21 protein-coding genes and 1 riboswitch are annotated in these 24938 nt (G+C 40.3%); of the genes, 16 read left to right on the forward strand and 5 right to left on the reverse strand.

Annotated features, from left to right (window positions below):
* Positions 1-64: 64 nt before the first annotated feature.
* The 4 genes from AC6CHH_RS00780 (at position 65) to AC6CHH_RS00795 (ending at position 5884) form a co-directional block, all read left to right on the forward strand.
* Complete coding sequence (locus tag AC6CHH_RS00780) at positions 65-1234, forward strand: ATP-binding protein (protein ID WP_498278709.1); 1170 nt, start codon at positions 65-67, stop codon at positions 1232-1234.
* Positions 1235-1447: 213 nt separating this feature from the next.
* Positions 1448-3931 (forward strand): DUF5686 family protein, encoded by a 2484-nt coding sequence (locus tag AC6CHH_RS00785; protein WP_498278711.1) that lies wholly within the window; start codon positions 1448-1450, stop codon positions 3929-3931.
* A gap of 2 nt (positions 3932-3933) precedes the next feature.
* Entirely contained in the window at positions 3934-4710 is a 777-nt protein-coding gene (locus tag AC6CHH_RS00790) for an enoyl-CoA hydratase/isomerase family protein (protein ID WP_498278713.1), read from the forward strand.
* 118 nt (positions 4711-4828) lie between these two features.
* Positions 4829-5884 (forward strand): AI-2E family transporter, encoded by a 1056-nt coding sequence (locus AC6CHH_RS00795; RefSeq protein ID WP_498278715.1) that lies wholly within the window; start codon positions 4829-4831, stop codon positions 5882-5884.
* A 10-nt stretch (positions 5885-5894) separates the two neighbouring features.
* Here the strand turns inward: AC6CHH_RS00795 and AC6CHH_RS00800 are convergent, their stop codons facing one another.
* Entirely contained in the window at positions 5895-6536 is a 642-nt protein-coding gene (locus tag AC6CHH_RS00800) for a 4'-phosphopantetheinyl transferase family protein (protein WP_498278717.1), read from the reverse strand.
* 464 nt (positions 6537-7000) lie between these two features.
* On the opposite strand from AC6CHH_RS00800, the gene dcd reads away from it, so the two are divergent.
* The gene (gene dcd / locus AC6CHH_RS00805) at positions 7001-7537 is read left to right on the forward strand and encodes a dCTP deaminase (protein WP_498278719.1); all 537 of its coding nucleotides are present in this window, start codon (positions 7001-7003) and stop codon (positions 7535-7537) included.
* An 81-nt stretch (positions 7538-7618) separates the two neighbouring features.
* On the opposite strand, the gene prfB is transcribed toward dcd, so the two are convergent.
* A protein-coding gene (gene prfB, locus AC6CHH_RS00810) for a peptide chain release factor 2 (protein WP_498278721.1) occupies positions 7619-8702 on the reverse strand; the annotation gives its coding sequence in 2 pieces (ribosomal slippage) (positions 7619-8641 and positions 8643-8702; 1083 coding nt in all).
* 71 nt (positions 8703-8773) lie between these two features.
* On the opposite strand from prfB, the gene pgi reads away from it, so the two are divergent.
* The 10 genes from pgi to AC6CHH_RS00860 all read left to right on the forward strand — a co-directional run bounded on the left by pgi (position 8774) and on the right by AC6CHH_RS00860 (position 20746).
* A complete protein-coding gene (gene pgi / locus AC6CHH_RS00815; RefSeq protein WP_498278723.1) occupies positions 8774-10423 on the forward strand; it encodes a glucose-6-phosphate isomerase in 1650 nt (549 codons plus the stop codon).
* Positions 10424-10658: 235 nt separating this feature from the next.
* Positions 10659-11855: an ATP-binding protein gene (locus AC6CHH_RS00820; protein ID WP_498278725.1), complete on the forward strand. Its 1197-nt coding sequence runs from the start codon at positions 10659-10661 to the stop codon at positions 11853-11855.
* Between the two features lie 64 nt (positions 11856-11919).
* The gene (locus AC6CHH_RS00825; protein ID WP_498278727.1) at positions 11920-13518 is read left to right on the forward strand and encodes a M20/M25/M40 family metallo-hydrolase; all 1599 of its coding nucleotides are present in this window, start codon (positions 11920-11922) and stop codon (positions 13516-13518) included.
* Between the two features lie 157 nt (positions 13519-13675).
* Positions 13676-14005: an ArsR/SmtB family transcription factor gene (locus AC6CHH_RS00830; RefSeq protein WP_498278729.1), complete on the forward strand. Its 330-nt coding sequence runs from the start codon at positions 13676-13678 to the stop codon at positions 14003-14005.
* 63 nt (positions 14006-14068) lie between these two features.
* Positions 14069-14533 (forward strand): DUF6428 family protein, encoded by a 465-nt coding sequence (locus AC6CHH_RS00835; RefSeq protein ID WP_498278731.1) that lies wholly within the window; start codon positions 14069-14071, stop codon positions 14531-14533.
* A 69-nt stretch (positions 14534-14602) separates the two neighbouring features.
* Complete coding sequence (chrA, locus tag AC6CHH_RS00840; protein WP_498278733.1) at positions 14603-15736, forward strand: chromate efflux transporter; 1134 nt, start codon at positions 14603-14605, stop codon at positions 15734-15736.
* 19 nt (positions 15737-15755) lie between these two features.
* Positions 15756-16367 carry an arsenate-mycothiol transferase ArsC gene (locus tag AC6CHH_RS00845; RefSeq protein WP_498278735.1) on the forward strand — a complete coding sequence of 204 codons (612 nt, stop codon included), beginning with the start codon at positions 15756-15758 and terminating at the stop codon, positions 16365-16367.
* A gap of 3 nt (positions 16368-16370) precedes the next feature.
* The gene (arsB, locus tag AC6CHH_RS00850; RefSeq protein WP_498278737.1) at positions 16371-17408 is read left to right on the forward strand and encodes an ACR3 family arsenite efflux transporter; all 1038 of its coding nucleotides are present in this window, start codon (positions 16371-16373) and stop codon (positions 17406-17408) included.
* A gap of 133 nt (positions 17409-17541) precedes the next feature.
* Positions 17542-17609: riboswitch (Fluoride riboswitch) on the forward strand.
* A 39-nt stretch (positions 17610-17648) separates the two neighbouring features.
* Positions 17649-18944, forward strand: a complete 1296-nt coding sequence (locus AC6CHH_RS00855) for a voltage-gated chloride channel family protein (RefSeq protein ID WP_498278739.1) — start codon at positions 17649-17651, stop codon at positions 18942-18944.
* Between the two features lie 266 nt (positions 18945-19210).
* Positions 19211-20746, forward strand: a complete 1536-nt coding sequence (locus tag AC6CHH_RS00860) for a SulP family inorganic anion transporter (RefSeq protein WP_498278741.1) — start codon at positions 19211-19213, stop codon at positions 20744-20746.
* A 128-nt stretch (positions 20747-20874) separates the two neighbouring features.
* Here the strand turns inward: AC6CHH_RS00860 and AC6CHH_RS00865 are convergent, their stop codons facing one another.
* On the reverse strand, positions 20875-21651 hold the full coding sequence (locus AC6CHH_RS00865) for a DUF4382 domain-containing protein (RefSeq protein ID WP_498278743.1): 777 nt from the start codon (positions 21649-21651) through the stop codon (positions 20875-20877).
* A gap of 333 nt (positions 21652-21984) precedes the next feature.
* Between AC6CHH_RS00865 and AC6CHH_RS00870 the strand changes: the two genes are divergently transcribed.
* Complete coding sequence (locus tag AC6CHH_RS00870; protein WP_498278745.1) at positions 21985-23601, forward strand: FAD-dependent oxidoreductase; 1617 nt, start codon at positions 21985-21987, stop codon at positions 23599-23601.
* Between the two features lie 112 nt (positions 23602-23713).
* On the opposite strand, the gene AC6CHH_RS00875 is transcribed toward AC6CHH_RS00870, so the two are convergent.
* Positions 23714-24340 (reverse strand): TlpA family protein disulfide reductase, encoded by a 627-nt coding sequence (locus AC6CHH_RS00875; protein ID WP_498278747.1) that lies wholly within the window; start codon positions 24338-24340, stop codon positions 23714-23716.
* 13 nt (positions 24341-24353) lie between these two features.
* The gene (locus tag AC6CHH_RS00880; RefSeq protein ID WP_498278749.1) at positions 24354-24938 is read right to left on the reverse strand and encodes a TlpA family protein disulfide reductase; all 585 of its coding nucleotides are present in this window, start codon (positions 24936-24938) and stop codon (positions 24354-24356) included.

Consider the following 24938-nt stretch of genomic DNA (forward strand, 5'->3'; position numbering starts at 1 on the left):
TTCAAAATTAGAATGCATATATTTCAAAGTTTGTGTATATTTGGTTAAATAAAACTAGGTATTTATGTCTGAATGGATAGAGAGAACAATGGCTCAACAGATACGGAAACGGATTACACAATATCCGATACTAGCCGTAACAGGTCCCCGTCAGTCCGGCAAAACCACCTTGCTTAAAACACTGTTTCCCGATTATGAGTATGTGTCTCTTGAAAATCCAGATCATCGGTCTTTTGCTCACCAAGATCCAAACGGGTTTCTTCAACTCTATGCAAGTAACATCATATTGGATGAGGTTCAAAGAGTACCAGAATTGTTTTCCTATTTACAAACAGTAGTAGATAAATCTGGTCAGATGGGACAGTACATCCTTTCGGGATCTCAAAATTTTCATTTACTTCAACACATTACCCAGTCATTGGCTGGTCGGGTTGCACTATTCCGACTATTGCCTCTAGATACCCAAGAACTAGCGTACGCTAAAAAATTGCCTGCTAATTATTTAGATGCTTGCCTTCAGGGAGGATACCCGGCTATTTATCACAGAGGATTGGACCCAACGGATTTTTATGCCAACTACATTCGAACATATATTGAAAAGGACGTAACTGAGTTGATCAACATCCGTGATATTAACAGCTTTCGCACATTTCTGGGCTTGTGTGCAGCAAGAGCAGGGCAGCTTTTGAACTTGAGTGCACTGGCTAATGATTGCAATATTTCACAACCCACAGCAAAAGCTTGGTTGTCTGTTTTAGAAAGTAGCTATCTTGTTTTCTTGCTCTATCCTTATCATGATAACTTTAACAAGCGCTTGGTAAAAACGCCTAAACTGTATTTTTACGATGTTGGTTTACTAACCCATTTATTAGAAATTCGTGAAGCTGAAGAATTGGCTATTAACCGGCTCAAGGGGAATATATTTGAAAATTTCGTGATAGCCAATTTCCAAAAGTTTAACGAGAATTGGTACCAGCACCTTCACTATTATTTTTGGCAAGATCACAATGGACTGGAAATAGACCTGTTGCTAAAAACAGCAAATGCGTTTACCGTATTCGAGGTTAAATCTACTCAAACCTTAGGTGGTACACTGTTTAAAAATCTGCAGCATTTTAGTGAATTGGTGGAGCCGCAATCTGTTCGTTCATACCTGGTTTATGGAGGAGTTAAGGCTTTAGTTCGAAGCAATGTGCAGGTATTGCCGTGGAAAATGCTCGAGCAACCCTGGTGAGCCGGCCTGCAGATTGAGGCACAGGTTCCAAATATTCTCTTTGGCAAAGTCCCAAGTAGAGATTTTTCTTTTAAATTAGGTGATATTCCACTAAAAGGAGAGTAGGGTGGATTTTTGTCATTAAGCATATAAACTTTGACAACAAATTGTATCTTTATGATATCCCAGTATTGATTTATGAGAAGTGTCCGAGGCGGTTATATTTTTTGGTTAATGATTTTATTTCAATTTCTGGCAATGGACTCATTGTCTGGACAGACTTTGTTGAAAGGAAGGGTTATTGATCAAACGACAAAAAGTCCTATTTCAGGGGCGACAGTTACGGACCTTACAAGCAACAGGGCAACCTCGGCTGACGCTCAGGGCGTTTTTTTACTTCCTCTGAGTTCTGAGACCAAAGAAATTGAAATTCGGGCGATGGGTCACAAAACTATTAAGGTAACGATTCCCTCTGATTTAACGGATTGGCAGATTGAGATGCAACCCGATGCCAGTAAAATTGAGGCCGTTTCCATTGAGCATAAAAGGAAATACAGTAATAAAAATAACCCTGCTGTGGATTTAATCGATTTGGTCATCAAACACAAACGCGCCAATCGAATTAGCTCAAAAGATAGTATACAATTTGATCAATACGATAAATTAAAGGTCGGTTTTGTTGATCCACGACCTATATTCAAAAAGGGTAGTAAAAGCTTAAGGTTCTTCTTTGAAAATTTAGACACAACAAGTGTCCCCGGCAGGGAACTGTTAACCTTATACTTAGAGGAAAGCCTTGCTAAAGTGTACGGTCAAAAGGATCCGACCAGGTTCAAGAAACAAATTCATAGTCAAAAAAAGACTGAATTTGATCAACGTTATGTGAATAATACCAATATTCATCAATACATCAATTATCTTTTTCAACAGGTAGATCTGTACGATGAGAGTGTGTTTTTGGTGAACAAACAGTTTTTAAGTCCTTTGGCAGATAATGGTAAACTTTTCTATAAATACTACATTACCGATACAATCTTCAATGACCAAGGGTATTTCATTCAACTGAATTTTGAACCCCGAAATTACAATGACCTGTTGTTTTCAGGAACATTGCAGGTTAGTATGGATGGTAGTTATGCGGTTTATAAGGCAGATGTTCGGGTCGATGAGAAAGCAAATTTGAATTGGATTAAAGAGCTATCTATTTCCTTTCGTTATCAAAAAAATGAAAAAGGAGTCATGCTTCTTCAGCGGACCAATACGTTTATGCTTTTTGGCCTTAGCAATAACGATGCAGTATTTGCGAGCCGCGTTAGTCTGAATAGCAATTACCAGATCCCCTCAAGTTTTCCATCGTCAGTCTTTCAGGGCGCACCTGTGGAAGTCCTGGCCAAGGTGGATGAGAATCTTTCCAACAGACCGGTGGAGCTGAACCCTACAGAGCGAAAAACGTATGAAAATATTGAAACCCTAAATAACAAACAGAGTTTTAAAACACTGCTGGCCTTAGGGTATTTAGTCTCTCAAGGATACCATAATATTGGAAAATTTGAGCTTGGTCCCCTGGAGTATCTCTATAGTCAGAATAACATTGAGGGAGACCGTTTCCGTCTTGGCGGCCGCTCCACACAGAATTTAACAGATAAAGCGTACCTGGAAGGGTACCTTGCCTACGGTGCAAGAGATGAGCGCTTGAAATATTTCTTGCGCACGGCCGTCACCTTAAACGGAGAGTCAGTTGTTCGGTTTCCTGCGCATTATTTGGAGGCCTCCATTCAACGTGATATTCTAGAACCTGGCCAACAGATAGCCTTTTTAAAAGGGGATAGCTTTTTTCGTTCCATCCGTAAAAACAGTCCAACCAAATGGTTCGACACCTGGGCTTACCAGTTTCAGCACGTCATTGAATTCGGAAACCACTTGAGTCTCACGACTGGATTCACTCACATGAATAGAAATACAATCGGCGATTTGCGTTTGGTGAACTCTGGCAATCCGGATTTGCTCTTAAGTAATATACAAACCAATGAAATGCATGCCGAGCTGCGCTGGGCACCGCATGAAAAATTTTACTACCGAAATTTGGACCGGAAGACGGTTGTAGAAAAGCACCCGGTGTTTAACCTAAAATATACCCGTAGTCTGCAAGGCATCAAGAATACGAGTTTCCCGTATGAAAAGTTGAACCTTTCTGCATCGAAAAGGCTTTTTCTAAATCAGTTGGGTTTTGCTGATTTACGGATGAGTTCTGGAAAGATATGGGGAACTCTTCCCTATACTTTATTGGAACTTCCCAACGTAAAGCAAAAAGAAGATCGCCATAAAATTGATTACGACATGATGAATCCAATGGAATTCGTCGCTGATGAATACCTGAAATTGAGTGTTTTTCATGAAATGCAGGGGTTCTTATTGAACAAAATTCCGTTTATCAAAAAGCTAAATCTGAGAGAAATCTGGGGCACTCAAATGTTTTATGGTCAATTAAGTGACCGCAACAATCCGTATTTGAGTGATCAGGTGGTTCATTTTGATACCAATGAGCAAGGACAGACCCTGACACATGTGCCCAATAAAACTGCTTATTTAGAGGGATCAGTGGGTCTTGATAATGTTTTTCGGATTTTTCGCGTGGAATACGTCAAACGATTAACCTATCAAGGATTGCCCGATGTGAATAAAGACCGATTCCGGGTTTCTTTGCATATTAATTTCTAAGTATGGATTATCAAAACTTAAACATCGAGATTCAAGCCGGTACGGCTTGCATTCGTATTCAAAGGGAGGCCCAGTTGAATGCCTTGAACTATCAAACCATCACGGAATTAAAACACGCCCTTATGGCCTTTAAGGAAGAGAAGACGGTGTCTGGTTTGATCATCACGGGAAGTGGTGATAAAGCATTTATAGCCGGGGCAGATATCAAAGAATTTCAGGGAAAAAATGCCCAGCAGGCTGCCGAGCTTGCTCGATATGGTCATGAATTAATGGACATGCTATCCACTTATCCAAAACCTGTGATTGCCGCCATTAATGGTTTTGCCTTAGGCGGAGGATTAGAGCTTGCCCTTGCCTGTCACATGCGAGTTGCATCCACAAGCGCCAAGATGGGTTTGGTGGAGGTTTCCCTTGGCTTAATTCCTGGCTACGGGGGGACTCAACGGTTAGGCGCGTTGGTGGGGAAAGGAAAGGCGATGGAAATGATCCTAACCGGGGAGATGATTGATGCGCAGGATGCCTATAAATGGGGTCTTGTAAACCATCTCGCCTCGCCAGATGAGCTACTGGAAGCCTCTCAAAAGATTCTAGATAAAACGTCTACCCGTTCACAAAATGCGATAGCCCAATCTATTGCGGCAATTTGCGCTGGCGAAAACAAAGATATTGATGGATTTCAGTTTGAGATTGAGACTTTTGGTCAGTGTTTTGAAAGTGAGGATTTCAAAGAAGGATTGCAGGCCTTTATCGAAAAACGCAAACCCAATTTTCCCTCGTAAACTTTTATTTTGCTCCGAAACATTTCTAGTACAAACCAAAGCCCCACTTTTTCTGTTAAGCAGTAGGAAGCGATATCCCGGGGTCTGTGGATTAGCTGGTTGAAACTAGAACAGGTATATGAGTAACAACGATGTTTTTTCGCAAAAAGAGCGTAACATAATCATATTGATCATTGTTTTGGCGCTAGGAGGTGTCATTGTCTATGCTACTTCGGGCATCTTGGGAGCATTTTTGGGCGCTTTGCTCATGTATACCTTATTTCGCAATCTGAATATCTTTTTGATTGAACGTTGGGGATGGCCTAAACCGCTTTGTGCTATCCTGATCATTCTCATTTCCATTTTTATCATCGTTTTACCGGTCGCTGGCATTTCCAAATTACTCATCGAGAAAGCATTGTATTTACAGCAGAACCCTGAATGGATCAAAAAAATAATCGCCACGATTAATCATTTCTTTGGAGACCAGCTCGGACAGCCCGATCTGTTGATCAAACAGCTTCAGAGCAGTTCCACTTTTCTGACTCAATTGCTAAGTTCTGCTGTTGGGGGTGCTGCTGATTTTCTGTTAGAAATCATGGTGTTGTACTTCCTGCTTTATTTTTTGTTTGTCCACTACAAAGCCTTTGAAGGGAGCTTGCTTCATTATCTTCCTTTCGACGATGAACAGGCTTTGGTCTTCGGACAGGAACTCAAAAATATCACATATTCCAATATACTAGGACAAACGGTGGTGGCCATTATTCAAGGTGCAAGTTTATCGTTTGGTTTTTGGGTATTTGGCGTTTCAGATCCTTTATTTTGGGGTGTTATATGTGCGATTTTATCATTTGTTCCGTTGTTGGGACCGCCCCTAATTTTTGTTCCGGCGGCGGTAATTCTTATTGCACAAGGGAAAAATTGGCCGGGGATAGGTTTATTGATCTGGGGATTTGGTTTTGTGATCCAGATCGATAATGTCTTGCGGTTAATCATTGCCAAAAGGATTGGGGACATTCACCCCATAATTACGGTTTTGGGTGTCATTATCGGTATACCCTTATTTGGTTTAATGGGTTTGGTTTATGGGCCCTTGCTGCTTGCCTATTTTTTAATAGCCGTAAAAATCTATAAAAGCAATAAGCGACTCTCCCATAAAAAGGACTTTTTACAGCAGCAAATTAACGACCCTTAAAGGAGAGGAATTAATCCGAAACCACATAGCCCAGCATATAGGCATTAAAACGCTCGTAATAGACGTTAAAATGATGAGTTTGATTGGCCTTACTTAAATCTAAGCTCATCACTCCCTGAGGACGATACTCGAAAGGGGCAATGAGCATGTCATTCAAAAAAGAAATGCCTTTATTGCCTTGTAATTTGTAGACCGCTTCTTTGGCGCACCAACACGCATAAAGCTGATCCACATAATCCTTTTCTTGGATGAAGTCGAGTTCCACAGGTTTGAGAAATTTGTCTTTAATGCGTATGACTTTATCTTTAACAATCTCCAAGTCAATGCCGCAGGGTCCTTTGCTACTGAGCATGACGCCGGCATAATCGTAGGAATGGGTCAGTGATATTTCATAGGGAAAATCAGGCAGGAAGGGTTTACCATTTACATCTGAAGGGCAATTAATATGCTCTGGGGTTTCCAGCAAATAGCGCAAAAGAACTCTTGTTGCCAGCCAATGCAGCGTGCGCTTACCTTTCGATAAACTCTTTAGTTTCGCTTTCTCGGCGTCGTCCAATTGCAATAAAGCCTCTAACTCTTGCGAGCTCTCTTCTATCTTCCAAAGAGCGATGCGACTATGTGCATCTATTTCCTTTAAATAAGCTAATGCCATAATCAAATGTAATAAGAAAGATAGGCTATTGCAATGATTAGATGCTTTTTGCAAAGTGCAAAAAAAAACTATACCCCGAACTGCCTCGAGGTATAGCCCAGTTTATCAAACAGTTTCTAATTAAGAACTAACCTGTCTTGAATACTATTTGATAACCTTATCTATTGGGGTGTGTTGTTTAATCGTTTTAATGGGCACCCACCGTCTCTCCCTTTTGAGACGCAATTGCTTGAACTGTATAGTTATAACGAAACATAAGGAGGACTTATTGTGAACAGACCGACTATTTTTTAATTGAAGTTTATGGCGCGAAAAAGTCGCTAAATAAGGTATTGTATAAGGGCTCATGAAACGCATTTTTTTGCTTGTTTATTTTGAGGCAATCAGCATTATTTGACTTGTATGATCCAAGTGAATAATGTATTTTTGAATCCTGTTCAAGCCGAGCAGCATAGCGCATCAATATGATATTATCAGATAAAAGAATTTTAGAAGAAATCGATAAAGGGAAAATTGTCATAGAGCCTTTTGATAAAAAATGTTTAGGCACAAATTCTTACGATGTCCATTTAGGGAAATATCTAGCCATGTATAAAGAAACTGTGCTGGATGCAAGAAGACATAACGAAATTGAACATTTTGAAATACCGGCAGAGGGGTATGTTTTAGAGCCAGGTAACTTGTATTTAGGGGTAACCCTTGAGTATACTGAAACCCACAGCCATGTTCCTTTTCTAGAGGGTAAATCCAGTACGGGACGTTTGGGAATTGATATTCACGCAACCGCAGGAAAGGGAGATGTTGGCTTCTGTAACACCTGGACCTTGGAAATTTCTGTAGCGCAGCCCGTCCGGGTATATGCAGGGATGCCTATTGGGCAACTGATTTATTTCGTGGTTGAAGGAGACATAGAGACGCTCTATAACAGCAAGGGAAATGCAAAATACAACAACAAAACCATTAGACCTGTTGAGAGTATGATGTGGAAGAATTCCTTCTAATCAAATAAGAAAAGAACAAACTAAAAAGCAGGTTGAATTCCAATTCAACCTGCTTTTTAGTTTGTTTAGTCTTGGGATTTTTTATCCACCAAATTCCATCAGGTAAGATTTCAAGAATTCATCCAAATCTCCATCCAATACAGCTTGCGTATTGGAGGTTTCCGTGTTGGTTCTTAAATCTTTAATTAATTTATAAGGATGCAAGACGTAATTTCGAATTTGGGATCCCCATTCAATCTTCTTTTTCGATCCCTCAATAAGATCTGATGCTTCTTTTCGCTTACGCATCTCAATTTCATACAACTGCGATTTCAGCAAGCGAAAGGCATTTTCTTTATTTTGAAGTTGAGACCTTGATTCCTGATTCTTGATGATAATTCCGGTTGGCTTATGGTGAAGACGAACGGCGGTTTCTACCTTATTTACATTCTGTCCACCAGCTCCACCTGCGCGGAAGGTATCCCATTCAATCTCCGAATCTTTTACATCAATCTCAATGTTGTCATCCACTAGGGGATAAACATAGACCGATGCAAATGAGGTATGTCTTTTCCCGTTGGAATCAAAAGGGGATATCCTTACCAAACGGTGGACTCCGTTTTCGCCTTTTAAATAACCATAAGAGAAATCTCCTGAAAATTGCAGAGTTACTGTTTTAATACCCGCAACCTCACCCTCTTGATGATCCTGCTCGGTAACTTTATACCCCTGTTTTTCGCCCCACATAATATACATGCGCATGAGCATTGCGGCCCAGTCGCAGGATTCCGTACCACCAGCTCCTGCTGTAATTTGTAGAATCGCATCCAGCTGGTCCTCCTCGGCGCTCAGCATGTTTTTGAACTCCAAATCTTGGACTTGCTCTAAAGCAATTTGATACTGTTCTTCAACTTCTTTCTCGGTCGCATCTCCACTTTGAAAAAATTCATGGAGAATCCCCGCATCGTCGATGGAGGCCGCAACAGCGTCGAATTGATCCGTCCATACCTTGTTGTTTTTTATGGCATGAAGGACTCTTTCGGCGGCTTTGGAGTCATTCCAGAAGTCCGCTTGAAGTGTAATCTGTGTTTGTTGGTTTATTTCTTCTTTTTTCGCATCGATGTCAAAGATGCCTCCTTAGAGATACCAATCGATCCCTCAAGTCTTGAATTTGTTCTTTGGTCATAGGCACAAAGATAACATAAAATTGAAGATAGATTTCCTGTTATTGTTTATCTTTGATCAAAAAAGAAGGATATGTTACCAAAAATAGATTTTACCACAACGCAAGCCTATAGATATTTAGCCGATCATTTTATCAGTATCAATGAAAAAAGCTTAAAAGAGCTTTTTGAGGATGATCCGCAGAGGTTCCAAAAATTCTCGATCGAATTCCAGGATATCTTAGTGGATTATTCAAAAAACAGGATTGACGAGCAAACTATTGGTTTACTCATGCAACTTGCCAGAGAGTGTAAACTCGATGTTGCAATTAAAGCAATGTTTGATGGGGAAAAAATAAATGAAACCGAAGGTAGGGCGGTTTTGCATACGGCGTTAAGAAATCAATCATCGAAACCTGTTTATGCCGATGGAAAGGATATTATGCCCGATATCCGTGGCGTTTTGGCCCGAATGAAGGACTTTAGTGAACGCATCATATCGGGAAGCTGGAAAGGGTATACAGGAAAAGAAATCACCGACGTGGTGAATATTGGCATTGGAGGTTCTGATTTAGGACCTGTGATGGTGAGTGAAGCCCTAATGGCCTATAAAACCAGGTTGAACGTACATTTTGTGTCCAATGTAGATGGAACTCAGATAGCCGAAACCTTAAAAAACCTAGATCCTCAAACCACGTTATTTTTGGTTGCCTCTAAAACCTTCACAACCCAAGAGACCATGGCTAATGCCTTAACAGCTAAGGAATGGTTTCTAAAATCAGGTGCTGCCTTAGAGGATGTAGCTAAACATTTTGCAGCTTTAAGTACCAATGAGCAAGGAGTTTCGGCATTCGGTATCGATACGCAGAATATGTTTGAGTTTTGGGATTGGGTAGGAGGAAGATATTCGTTATGGTCAGCAATTGGATTATCCATATGCCTAGCTGTGGGATTTGATAATTTTCAAGAATTATTAGAAGGAGCCTATCAGGCAGACGAACATTTTAAAGAAACTGAATTTGAGCAGAACGTTCCAGTGATTTTGGCGATGTTGGGCATATGGTACAACAACTTTTTTGAGGCGGAGAGTACCGCTATTTTGCCATATGATCAATACCTACACCGCTTCGCCGCATATTTTCAACAAGGCGATATGGAAAGCAATGGAAAGTACATTGATCGATCAGCGAACAGAGTGGAATACCAAACTGGCCCCATTATCTGGGGAGAACCTGGAACAAATGGTCAGCATGCTTTTTATCAATTAATCCACCAAGGAACCAAACTTATTCCTTGTGACTTTATCGCTCCGGCTATTTCTCATAATCCAATTGGCGAACATCATCAAATGTTGCTTTCTAATTTCTTTGCCCAAACTGAGGCCTTGATGAATGGGAAGACAGAAGAGGTGGTTGTTGCTGAATTGCAAAAAGCGGGTAAGAATGAACAAGAAATCCAACAATTGAAAAACTTCAAGGTCTTTGAGGGGAACCGTCCGACCAATTCCATTTTGATAAAGCAAATCACCCCAAGAAGCCTAGGAACGCTGATTGCATTTTACGAACATAAAATATTCGTTCAAGGAATTATTTGGAATATTTTTAGCTTCGATCAATGGGGGGTAGAACTTGGCAAGCAACTGGCAGGGCAAATTCTACCGGAATTGCAGAATAATCAGCAGGTAAGTACCCATGATAGTTCAACAAACGGCTTAATCAATCAATATAAGAACTGGAGAGGCTAGAAGATAAGAATTAGCACTTTATTTTTCAAGAAAGAACCGTATCAGCTAAAACTGATGCGGTTCTTTTTGCGTTGCTTATCATTTGCCGAATAAAACAAGACCTGATTTAAAGAAGATCACAAATTTTAGTATTTTTTGCCTTTATTATAGTCCGAACCTACAGGACACACTTTCATTTTTAAATTGCTTTATTAAAATAGTTTTACTATTTTTAATACAAACTTTAAATATAGTAATGAATTTTTATAAACGAAATATATATCCTGCATTGGAGGAGCACTTAAATAAAAAGCAAATCACGGTGTTAACAGGGATGAGGCGTACGGGTAAGACAACATTAGTGAAGCAGTTAATGCGGGATTCTCTGATTACACAGAAGTACTATTTCGATTTGGAACGCATGGATAACCGAACTTTATTTTCGGAACCAAATTATGAAACTATTATATACGCGCTTACCCAACAGGGTGCGGATTTTAGAAAAAAGGTATTGATCGCCATTGACGAGATTCAACTGGTGCCAAATTTACCGAGCGTACTAAAATATCTGTACGATATATACGACATCAAGTTTATTGTCACGGGCTCAAGCGCATACTATATGAAGAACATGTTTTCCGAATCATTAGCAGGACGAAAAAAGCTCTTTGAAATATATCCCCTTAGCTTTGATGAATTGCTTTCCTTTAACGGTGTAGCAGTCGCTCCTGCTTCCATAGAAAATCAAGGAATATTCGTCAAATCAGAATATGAGCGGTTAAAAAATTACTATGAGACCTATATTAACTATGGAGGATTCCCTGAGGTTGTATTGTCGACCTCAATTGCGGATAAAAGTGATATGATTCAGGATATTATCAGTTCTTATATTAATTTTGATATTGCTCTGTTATCGGATATTCGTAATCCATCCAATCTTTATAAACTTATAAGGTTATTAGCCGTTCGAATAGGTACTAAACTAGATATCTCTAAGCTTACCAGCCTGACAGGAATATCTCGTCCAATGCTAGAAAATTATTTGGATTTGCTGGAGCAGAGTTATCTGATTCGCACGATCCCTGTACTTTCTAGGAGCCCCGATAGAGAAATCACAAAAGCAAAGAAAATATACTTTTTGGATAATGGAATTGCCGCTGCATCGGCTCAGCCAGGAAGTGGGGCCCTGTTTGAAAATGCGGTATTTAATCAATTGCTACACTATGGTGAGATTGCTTATTATCAATTGAAAACAGGAAAGGAAATCGATTTTATCCTTAACAAAGAGATTTGTTTTGAAGTAAAAGAGACAGCCAGCGAAGCAGATCTTAAAAATTTAAAAGCGATTTCTGGAAATTTATCTATTGATAAGGGTTATGTTATAGGAAGACACCCTGGGAAATTATTTGAAGGGTTCATTTGGGGAGGATTTATAAGGAGCACCGTGAAGTGATAATGAATGCTATTAAAAAATTAACGATATTTAGGGTTTCCAATTTACCCTAAAAATGAATCAGATGAAAAACCAACTCTTGTCTAATTTAAATTTCAAAAAGCTAAGCTTAATATGCTTGTTAGGTGGGTTAAGTTTCACCCATGTACAGGCACAAGGCTATCCAGGAACTAAGCAAAAATTAGAGCCTATCGTCCAGCAAATTATAAAAGAAGCGAAAGAAAACTCAGAGTTAGAGCAATTGGCTTTTGAACTGTTGGATGTGGTAGGACCAAGGCTTGTAGGAACTCCACAAATGACCAAGGCTAATGAATGGGCCCTGAAAACATTTCAGCGCTGGGGCATTAGCGCTAAAAACCAACAATTTGGCGAATGGCACGGCTGGGAGCGTGGCATCTCACATATTGATATGACCTATCCTCGTCAAAAAACGCTTGCCGGAACGCAACTCGCCTGGAGTCCTAGCACCAATGGGAAATCTATTGAAGGGGAAGTAATTGCTCTCCCAGAATTCACTGATTCTGTGAGTTTTAAAGAATGGTTACCCCAGGTGAAAGGGAAATATGTACTGGTGTCTATGCCACAACCGACCGGTAGACCAGATGCGAACTGGAAGGAATTTGCGACAGCCGAATCCTTGGCGAAAATGCACAAAGAAAGAGATTCTTTAAGTCGTGCATGGTATAAACGTATTCAGGCAACAGGATTACAACCGAATTCCATTCCTTCGGTCTTGGAAGACGCTGGCGCTGTAGGCATTCTGAGTAGCTATTGGTCCAAGGAATTTGGAGCCAACAAAATTTTCGGAGCCCGGTCACACGTTGCCCCTTCGGTAGACTTATCCTTAGAAGATTATGGGATGTTGTACCGCTTAGCCGAAAAGGGATATTCACCTAAGATAAAAGTAGAGACCTCTTCTAAACATTTGGGAAATGTCCCTTCTTTTAATACAATTGCTGAAATAAAAGGATCCGAGTTTCCTGATGAATATGTCATTCTTTCGGCTCATTTAGACTCCTGGGAAGGAGGTTCTGGAGCAACGGATAATGGTACCGGTACTATCGCGATGATGGAAGTTGCTCGAGTTTTAAAGAAAATACTTCCCAATCCTAAACGGACTATTCTTGTCGGGCTATGGGGTTCTGAAGAACAAGGATTGAATGGCTCAAGATCTTTTGTCTTGGACAATCCTGAAATTATTGAAAAAACGCAGGCGGTTTTTAATCTGGATAACGGTACAGGCAGAGTGGCTAATATTGGTGGCTCAGGCTTTGTTCATGCCTATGATTTTATGGGCCGATGGCTGTCTGCAGTTCCTGTAGAAATAACCAAAGATATAGAAACAAATTTTCCGGGTTCCCCCGGATCAGGTGGATCAGATCATGCCTCTTTTGTTGCCGCTGGAGTACCCGGATTTATGTTAAGTTCATTATCCTGGGGATACTTTAGCAATACTTGGCATACCAATCTAGACACCTATGATAAACTCGTGTTCGATGACCTTCAACAAAACGTGATATTAACGGCTATTCTGACCTATAAAGCATCCGAAGAACCAGCATTAGTAAACCGTGAACGTCGCGTGCTGCCTGCGGGGGCAGACGGTAAAGCATCCCCTTGGCCAGCCATTAGACAGCCACGTAGAACCGGAGTTGGTTATTAAAAAACGGGCAACCAATAATACAGCGGCTGTTGGATTAATTTCCAGCAGCTTTTTTTAAATTTCAAACGAACACGAGGATATCCTGGTGAAAAAAAATAATAAAATTTTTGAGAATTAACTTTTATAATCGTAATATTGCAATATAACAAATGTACACATGGGACTTACGAAAACTGAGATGTTCACCGTTGAACAAAATAGACTAGCTTCTCTATTTAAGGTTTTGGCTCACCCTGCGCGGATTGCCATTCTTCAATTTATTATCAAATCGAATGCTTGTATCTGTAATGATTTGGTAGAGGAGCTGGGATTGGCACAGGCAACTATTTCGCAACATTTAAAGGAGCTGAAGAACATGGGCATCATTCAAGGAACTATTGAAGGCAAATCAGTTTGTTATTGCATTGAAGAGGGTTTATGGAATGAATTTCAAACGGAAATTAATGCCTTTTTTAATCAGGATGTACATGTTAAGCAGTGTTGTTAAAGCTTTTTTGCCTTAATGATCGTAACATTGCAATATATCATTAAACAAAACTAATCGCATACTATGAAACTATCCAACATCAAGGAAATCTTAACAACATTAGATCGTGTTGAATTTCAATTAGAGAATGGAACCTTTGTTCCGGAACACTTTCACGTAACTGAGGTAGGACAAATAACGAAAAATTTTATTGACTGCGGCGGTGTTATTCGCTCAGAAAAGGTGGTCAACTTTCAACTTTGGAATGCCAATGATTATGAGCACAAACTAAAACCAGGTAAACTGCTTAAGATCATTAATCTTTCCGAAGAGAAATTAGGTATACAGGACGCGGAAATTGAAGTAGAATATCAGAGTGATACCATTGGGAAATACGATTTGGATTTTAATGGGAAAACTTTTCTTTTGAAAAACAAAACAACCGCCTGTCTGGCTCAAGATGCCTGCGGAGTTCCTTCCAAACCAGAATTTATAGAATTGTCAGTAAATCCTGCGAACGCTTGCACGCCAGGTGGTGGATGCTGTTAATTTCATGAAGAAAGAATATATCTACTCTAGTTAAGGGGGATGCTTAGCGCTGGAAAAAATCACAATCAAATGATGGCGATCAAAAGTAATATACTCGCCATAGCCCAGCTTTTTCTCAAATTGGGTTTTATAGGATTTGGAGGGCCTGCCGCACATATTGCAATGATGCAGCAGGAGGTGGTTTTGAAAAAAAAATGGATGAGCGAGCAGCATTTTTTGGATTTGCTAGGGGCTGTCAATCTCATACCGGGCCCTAACAGTACGGAAATGGCCATACATATCGGGTATTATAAAGGCGGGTGGAGAGGGTTGGTTGTCGCCGGATTATGTTTTATTATTCCAGCCATCTTATTTACTGGAGTCTTTGCATGGCTGTATAGATTATATGGACGAATGCCGGAAATTCAACCCTTCATCTATGGCATAAAACCAGCGGTCATTGCCGTTATTATCGGTGCTGTTTTTCCTTTGGCAATGCGGTCTATAAAATCAACGAAATTAGGAGCTATTGGCGCCTTTGTATTAATCGCTTCGCTATTTGGGGTGAATGAAATTTACCTCATGTTCGCAGCGGGATTACTGGGAATGACAACCTATTATTTCCAAAACAAAGGACCCAACAATTTTCAAAGTATAGTCCCAATGGTTTTTTTACAAATCTCTAATAGTGATATTTTTTCCCAGATCAACCTCAATCTGTTTTGGATATTTCTAAAAGTTGGAGCTATTCTTTACGGAAGCGGCTATGTTTTATTTGCCTTTTTAGATACCGAACTGGTATCAACAGGATTGTTGACCAGAGTACAACTAATGGACGCCATTGCAGTCGGCCAGATTACGCCTGGTCCTGTATTTTCATCTGTTACATTTGTTGGATATCAAATTAATGGCGTAACAGGAGCCATTGTCTCGACCATAGCCATTTTTCTTCCGTCCTTTATATTTGTTGCTTTACTGCAACCCTTGATGAAAAAAATGCGTAGCTCCCGTAACTTATCTGCATTTCTGGATGGCGTAAATGTGGCCTCAGTAGCAGTCATAGCAGCCGTATGTTTCATCATGGGAAAAGAATCATTAAACGATTTCAGGTCTATTTCAATCGCGATCCTAAGTGGTCTTGCTGTGTTTAGATTCAAAAAAATAAACAGTGCCTTTATTGTCATCGGTGGAGCACTACTAGGGTATCTGTTCTATCAATTTTAACGTATCAATTTTTCTCATTATGTATCCTACATTAACACAAACAATTCGACAAATCGAACTACAAAATCTTTCCCAAGAACGTAAAATCGTATTACAGCCCTTAATAGATTTTATACAGCACAAGGTAGACCATAAACAGCAAATAGATATAAATTTCATTTGTACACACAATTCCCGCAGAAGCCATTTATCTCAGGTGTGGGCGCAGCTTGCCGCAACACACTATGCTGTTGTGGATGTGACAACCTATTCAGGAGGAACAGAACAGACGGCCTTATTTCCAAAAGTGGCAGAAACATTGGGGGACCAAGGATTCTACGTTTTTAAAATTGCCGATACTGAAAACCCAATATACGCGATAAAATACAGCGATAATGCCCTACCAATTATTGCCTTCTCAAAACAATACGAAAATCCTTTTAATCCGGTATCTGGATTTGCCGCTGTCATGACCTGTTCTCAGGCAGACGGAGCATGTCCTTTTATCCCCGGGGCAGAAAAAAGAATTCCCATTACCTTCCAGGATCCAAAAGTCTCAGATAATACACCCCAGCAGACACAAGTATATGCTGAACGGAGTTTAGAAATCGCGCGCGAAATGTTTTATGTTTTCCAGGCCATTAAAAAATAACCAATGAAATCAAAATTAAAATTTCTGGACCGCTACCTCACCCTATGGATATTTATGGCTATGGCGGTAGGAGTAGCTCTAGGACATCTATTTCCAAACATTTCTGATCTTACAAATGCATTATCGGTAGGAACGACCAATCTTCCTCTGGCTATTGGACTAATCTTGATGATGTATCCACCACTTGCAAAAGTGGATTATTCCCTTCTACCTGGGGCATTTAAAGATAAAAAGGTTATTGGAATATCCTTATTTCTTAATTGGATCGTTGGTACCGCGCTCATGTTCATCTTGGCTGTTCTGTTTTTAAGAGATGAGCCGGATTATATGACGGGTTTGATTTTGATTGGTCTGGCCAGATGTATTGCGATGGTCATTGTATGGAATGATTTAGCCAAAGGAAACAGGGAATATGCAGCCCTTTTGGTGGCCTTAAATACTGTTTTTCAAATAGTTACCTACAGTTTTTTGGTCTGGCTATTTATCAATGTGTTACCCAGCAAATTGGGGTTAGCAAATTTTAATGTAAGTGTATCTATAGAAGAGGTTACTGCGAGTGTATTGATTTATTTAGGAATACCTTTTCTGGCTGGATTTATCAGCCGTTATGTGCTGGTAAGATTAAAAGGTATAGTATGGTATAACACAAAATATATTCCTAGAATATCACCCATCACCTTATATGCGCTTTTGTTTACTATTGTGCTGATGTTTAGCATGAAAGGGGATAAAATAGTAGAATTGCCCATGGATGTGCTAAAAGTTGCCATTCCCCTTATTATCTATTTTATCCTGATGTTTTTCGTCAGTTTCTTTGTCAATAAGTCTTTGGGAGTTCCCTATGATAAAAATGCATCCATAGCCTTTACTGCCACAGGGAACAACTTTGAGCTGGCTATAGCGGTATCCATATCAGTCTTCGGGATTCATTCTCCTCAGGCCTTTGTGGGTGTAATTGGTCCGTTGGTTGAGGTTCCAGTCCTGATACTCTTGGTAAAAGCAAGCCTATGGTTGAAAGCACGCTATTACCCGCAACATTAAATCCAGGAGGATTCTATCTTCTTTACCTTGGGCAGTAATCCCGAAGGTTCAAACCTTCTAGAGCTAGGGAAAAAGTAGTTTATGCTGAACATTTTTATGGATTTTTCAGCAACAAATAATATATTTACCGCCAGTATAAAAAGGAAATGGTGTTCTTCCTTAACCAACCGCCCTAAAAAAGCTGATGACGCCTGGTTAATCATTAATTAGTATACATTAATCAGGAAAACTATGTCAAAGATGCAGCGTTCAAAAACAAAAAACAGCATACTTCAAGCTAAAGTATTTTTTCGAATATACCCAGCCTTACCCTATATAGTCAAATGGTTGATTATCAGTATTTTTATTGGGTTCGCGGTTGGTTCAGCCTCGGCTGGTTTTCTTATTTCGTTGGACTGGGCGACTGATTTTAGGGAAAGTCATCTCTGGTTGATTGCTTTACTTCCAATTGGTGGACTTGCTATTGGTTTGTTGTACCACTATTACGGTAAAGATGCGCAGCAGGGAAATAACCTTTTGATTGAGACGATTTTGAAACCTGGAAAAACAATTCCATTTCGCATGGCTCCTTTAGTCTATCTGGGAACCATTGCGACGCATATTTTCGGTGGATCGGCTGGAAGAGAGGGGACAGCTTTGCAAATGGCAGGGGCAATTGTAGACCAATTCAGTAAACCGTTTCATCTAACTTCGTCTGAGCGAACAATCCTCATTATATGTGCAATTGCGGCTGGTTTTGGTTCTGTTTTTGGCACTCCATTGGCCGGAGCTGTTTTTGCTCTGGAGGTTTTTCTAATTGGACGTATTCGCTACAATGCGTTATTTCCTGCTTTTGCCTCGGCAGTACTCGCTGACTGGGTTACCCATCTCTGGCAGGCAAAACATACACAATACCAGATTGGCCAAGTCCATGAGGTTGATTTTTTAGCCATCCTATACAGTATTTTGGCCGGACTGGTTTTTGGGTTATGTGCGGCGTCTTTTAGCAAAATTATTCATTGGGCAACGGCTCAATTTAATAAACGAATCACTTTTGCTCCAATGCGGCCATTTGTGGGTGGTATTTTTGTGGCATTGGCTGTATTGGCTATTGGCACAACGAAATACATTGGTCTAGGCATTCCCAGTATTCTGGAATCTTTCCAAATGCCATCGGAGCCTTACGATTTTGCCCTTAAGATGATCTTTACCATCGTAACGCTGGCTGCAGGATTTAAAGGAGGTGAGGTAACCCCACTATTCTTTATCGGCGCAACGTTGGGCAGTGCACTCTCTTTATTGATTCCTCTACCGGTCGGGTTACTTGCAGCAATGGGTTTTGTGGCCGTGTTTGCCGGGGCAACCAATACTCCGTTAGCGTGTATGTTGATGGGAATAGAACTCTTCGGTACAGATTGTGGTATTTATGTGGCCATTGCCTGCGTGGTATCCTATCTTTTTTCAGGACATAACAGCATTTATGGAAAACAAAGAATTGGCGAACCTAAAAACAGTCGATTTAGTAACTACATAAATAAAACTCTTTCAAACCTATAATTGGATTGCGCAGTGGATTGAGGTGTCTGATTCTAGTTTAGATTTCCGAATGATCCTCATAGAAGACTATTGTACAGTTTCTTCTGAAATTGTACTTTTGTTCGATCCGATAAAAAAAAACAACGGAAATATCTTCCCATTTACTTCACATCGATTGTTGACTAAACACTTATTTATTTCATTATTTTTGTTGGCTGGCTTTTGGTACTGAGGGTTTCTCCAGAAGGGCTCGCTATTTCATTTATACATTTCAAACATCTACCTACATGCAGAAAATTTTCAACCTTTTTGATTTTAAGCAGAAAATTAACTACAAAAATGAAATATTAGCAGGTCTAGCTGTGGCGATGACGATGATCCCAGAGTCGTTATCCTTTGCGATATTGGCCGGGCTATCTCCTTTGACAGGACTTTATGCCGCATTTTTAATGGGTATCGTGACCGCTGTTTTGGGAGGTAGACCTGGAATGGTTTCTGGAGGAGCGGGAGCTACGGTTGTTGTTCTGATCGCATTGGCAGCCTCCCATGGGGTGGAATATCTGTTCGCTGCGGTTGTTCTAGGAGGCATATTCCAAGTATTAGTCGGGCTCTTTAAATTAGGTAAATTTGTTCGGATGATTCCTCAACCCGTCATGTATGGTTTTTTAAACGGTCTTGCCATTATCATTTTCATGGCACAGGTTGCACAATTTAAAATTACGCAGAACGGAATTACAGATTGGATGCAGGGACCTGCCTTGTATTTAATGATTGGATTAACGCTTCTCACTATTGCCATTGTGTTTGTTTTGCCCAAATTCACTAAGGCTGTTCCAGCATCTTTGGTTGCTATATTGGTTGTGTTTAGCCTTGTTTATTTTTTCAATATAGAGACGAAAAAAGTGATCGACATTGCCAGCGTTGGGGGCAGCTTACCTTCTTTTCATATTCCTGAAATTCCCTTTAATCTGGAAACTTTTAAGATCATTTTTCCCTATGCTTTGGTCATGGCCGGCGTGGGATTAATTGAAAGTTTGTTAACACTAAATATGGTGGATGAAATAACAGGTTCCAAAGGGCAGTCTAACCGTGAGGCTGCTGCTCAGGGTATTGCAAATATAACGAACGGTTTCTTTGGAGGGATGGGAGGCTGCGCGATGGTTGCTCAAACCTTGGTCAATGTAGGTGCTGGAGGTCGGTCCAGACTTTCGGCAATTATTGCGGCAGTTGCCATTCTGGGGATCATTTTAGTTGCGGGTCCTGTGATTGAACAGATACCTATGGCCGCATTGGTTGGGGTAATGATGATGGTTGCAATCGGGACATTTGAGTGGGTAAGTTTTAGAATAATAAACAAAATGCCACGGCATGACATCTTCGTGGGCATGCTGGTTGCGGCGATAACCGTCCTTATACACAATCTAGCACTAGCGGTATTGGTTGGAGTGGTTATCTCGGCGTTGGTGTTTGCCTGGGAGAGTGCTAAGCGGATTCGTGCGCGAAAATTTATTGATGAGCAAGGGATAAAACATTATGAGATTTACGGACCACTTTTTTTTGGTTCCGCCACGACCTTCCTAGAGAAGTTTGAGGTTTCTGATGACCCTGATGAAGTGATTATAGATTTTAAAGAAAGTAAAGTGGTGGATATGTCCGCAATTGAAGCTTTGAACAAGATTACCGAGAAATACCACAAGCAAGGAAAGAAGGTGTTTCTACGCCATTTGAGCAAAGACTGTAGAGAACTATTAAAAAATGCTCGGTCGGTTATTGAAGTGAATATTATGGAAGACCCCACTTACAACGTGATGACCAATAAATAATGCATGAGCTATTGAGAGGAATAGGCTGGGGTAGCGAGACAAAGCCAACATGTATATTATTTCTGAATTCGTTTTTAAGAAGTAAATCCTGAGGATTTCTACCCCAGGATTTATTCATCTGGACTGTGTTATTCTGTTGCTAGGTCAATAACGCCTAAATCTTTAACCTCTCCGGTTCCAACGGTTACATTCTCCACAGCAACGGTGTCAAAACCCTCTACAGTAGGTTCTGCAACCACTTTATAATCACCCTGAGGAACTCCAGGAAAATAGAACATTCCTAAAGAGTCTGTCAAAGTTCCAATCGTATCTTGACCAGCAATTGCATAAATATTTGGCCAAGCCTCAACTGGTGTAATCGAACCTTTGATTGTTCCTGAAACCGCGAGAGGAATCGCGCGTACAACTGGTTTTAATGAGTAACCACCATTTCCATTTTGAACAATTGATTTAGAGGCATCAAAATCCAATAATAAGGTGTAGGCCACATTAGGCAACAAGTCATCCTGAACTTTTAATTTTACGCCCGAAGACTGTCCACTAGGAGTTTTTAAAGGATGTGAAACTCCATCGACAATGATTTCATTCCCTTCTTCTTCTAAGATCAATCTTATTTCCTGAATCCTTCCTGAGGGAACATCATCATGACTCGCAATGACGGTATCCTTTCCCATGCGGTATTCTAGAATATCAAACGGTTCTCCCTCCACATCAATAATCCGACTTCCGCCTGCTGTTAAAATTTCAATTTCATCAATGTTTAAAAGGATTGCATCGTAATTTGCTGGAGCGTCTGTCATTTTAATTGTTACAGGAGTGTTACCCGTTGGGATACCATTGTCTGTTGTACAACTTCCCAAAGCAAATGTCGCAAGAGCTATGGGCAGAATCCATTGTTTTTTCATAGTGTGTTTGTATTTATTTTTCGTTAGGCACATACTAAAACAATAAATATGCCATCTCCTTGCCGATTTCGATTGACTTAGGATTATTAAGGTTCAGGTAAAAAAAGAAATAAAATCACGAAATCTTTCCCACGCTAATTTGGCCCCCGGAAAACTAAAGACTGTTTCCTGTTAATCCGTTTTTAATCGTCATTATCTCAAAAATAACGACCGCGCACGGTAGCGAATCATTTGAGGCAACCTATTTTGATCTAAAATTGAATTTTTTGGGGTTGGAAGAACTAAACTGGATGAAAAATGCTTAATTTAAGGGGAATATCTAAAAAACCTAACATGAATAACCTAAGAGTCCTATCATTTACCTTATTACTAGCAAGTTTTAGCTTTTTGCTTCCCAAAAGTAGTTTTGGAAATCCAGTAGAATATGATATCTGTATTTATGGAGCTACTTCCAGCGGTGTAGTAGCAGCATATACAGCCATAAAAATGGGGAAAAGTGTCGTGTTGATCGCTACAGACCAACATATAGGAGGGTTATCCTCGGGAGGGTTAGGAAAGACCGATATTGGCAACAAGCAGGTCATTGGTGGTATCTCCCGAGATTTTTATAGACGTTTAGGAAAGATTTATGGTCAGCCTGAGGCCTGGTTATTTGAACCAAGGGCAGCTTCCAATGTCTTTGATCAATATATCAAGGAGGCCAACATTCCTATTATTTTTGATAAACAGATCCTGAGCGTAGAAAAAGAGCAAACCCAAATTAAATCCGTAACGCTGGTAAACAGCAAGGGTTCCCAGAAAAAAAAGCAAAAAATAACAGCGAGCGTATTTATGGATTGTACCTATGAGGGAGATCTGCTTGCCTTAGCAGGTGTTTCTTTTGCCCTTGGGCGAGAGGACAATAAGCAGTACGGGGAAAGCAATAGCGGGTTTCAATTACCGGAATATCGAAAGGTTTCAGGATTTCACCAATTTCCCGATGGAGTTAGTCCGTATCAAGATCCCAAGGATCCTAAGAGTGGTTTACTTTGGGGAATTAGCGATGCCGGGGTAGCCCAAAGGGGATCAGCAGATAGCGGAGTTCAAGCGTATAATTTTCGAATATGTTTGACCGATAGTGCTGAAAATAGGATTCCAATTACTAAACCCAAAGGATATGATCCAAAAAAATATGAACTTCTGGTACGTTTATTTCAGGCGCAACCGGATGTACTGGATATCAACAGGTATTTTATCTGGAGTAAAATGCCTGGGCGTAAAACAGATGTCAACAATCGTGGCGCATTCTCTACCGATATGATCGGAGCTAATCACAAATGGCCAGAAGCTAATTTTGGTGAGCGGGAGAAAATCTTCCAAGAGCATCTAGCCTATACCAAGGGTCTACTCTATTTCTTTGTGAGTGATCAAAGAGTCCCGGATTCCCTGAGAAACTTTATCTCGAAATGGGGATACCCTAAGGATGAATATATGAAGACGAATCATTTTACACCCCAATTGTATGTCCGAGAGGGCCGACGAATGGTTGGAGCGTATGTTATGACTGAACACAATTGCACCGGAAAAGAAAAAATAAACGATCCTATTGGGATGGCGGCATACCAAATGGATAGCCACAATGTTCAAAGAATTGTTGTTGATGGCATGGTGAAAAACGAGGGGAATGTTGAAATTGGAGGCTTTAAGCCATACCCTATTTCTTATCGATCCATAACCCCAAAAAGCAATGAGTGCACAAATTTATTGGTTCCTGTAGCCCTGTCCAGCTCCCATATTTCATTTGGCTCCATTCGAATGGAACCGGTATTTATGGTGCTGGGTCAAAGTGCTGCTGTTGCAGCGGTGCAGGCCATAGATGAAAATAAAACTGTTCAATCGATCGATTACCTCAAGCTAAAAAAAATGTTATTGTCGCAGGATCAGGTGCTGCAATACATCCCAAAAGGATAAGTTGTTGTCTGGCTTCTTTGGATGGTGCATTTTAAAGTAAAAGCATAAAAAAAGCAACGAATAATAACCCTCAAGTTACTATTCGTTGCTTTCTTAGAGCCAATCCAGCGGACTAATTTTCCAGCATTAATGTTTCAATCTGTTTTAGGAATTTCTGTGACCCGTAATTGGCAAATCCCGTATGATGAAACCGGATTCTCCCATTTTTGTCCAATACAAGGGTCGTCGGTAATGTTCCAGAGTAAACATCTGCTGGGAAATTTGCATCAGACCGGAATATGGGAATTGAAAACTTTTCATTATCCAAATAAGCTTTGGCTATCGCGGGATCGCTGTCCTGATTAATGGTTAAAAAGAAAATATCGGGATTTCCTTTGTAGACCGTATACAAGGTTTCGATAGAAGGGAGTTCTGCCCGACATGGTGGACACCAGGATGCCCAAAAGTTGATAAAGACGACTTTGCCTCGTAGTGACTTGGTGTTTTGAATGCTTCCGCGCTCATCCTTAAAGTCAAAATCGGTCGTAATCTGGTGCGCGTTCTTGGCATCTTTTTGATCTATGTTTGCATTAAAAATCCCTGTCCACATCAATTGACGAAGAACGAATGATTTTGCCTCCGGGCTGACTAGAAGTATTCCGGCAGCGGTGACCATCAAAATAGTGAAGGCATTTTTCTTTAGGTATGACCATGCATTCCCGGATGGCTGTTTTTTGGAATTCTCTTGAATGTTCTGCATTATGCGTGTGTTTTCAAATTTGTTTGTTACTTCCCAATAATTGTTTGAGTGCTTTGATTAGTTCAGGATTTCTATAATCCCTACCTCCCTCGATTCGCGCGATCAAGGTTCCCTGCTTATCCAGTATCACTGTTGTTGGAATGGCGCCGCCTAAATAATCGGCAGGGATAGAACTCACAGGTACATAAACAGGTAAATCGTATTTCTTATCCGCCATAAAGGCGCTGGATTTTTCTATATTGTTATCCACATCTACCATCAAAAATACGATATCTTCTCTTTCTTTAAAGGATTGTTTGAGTTCGTTAATAGAAGGCATTTCATGAATACAAGGCGGACACCATGTTGCCCAAAAATTAATGAACACCACTTTACCTTTTAAGGAGCTTATGGAAACTGTTGTTCCGTCCTTATCCTTGAATAAAACCTCATTTTCAGCATATGCTGGTGCTGAATGGTCTGCTTTGGGCGTATGAGTTGGTGTAGATTGCTCTGTTCTGTTTTTTTCTTTATTGGTAGTGCAAGAGAGCAGACAAAGCCCCGCTGTCGTGAATAAGGCAAATATGCACAATGTTGTTTTTCTAAATTTTATGTTCAT

The organism is Sphingobacterium sp. GQ94, from assembly GCF_059758715.1.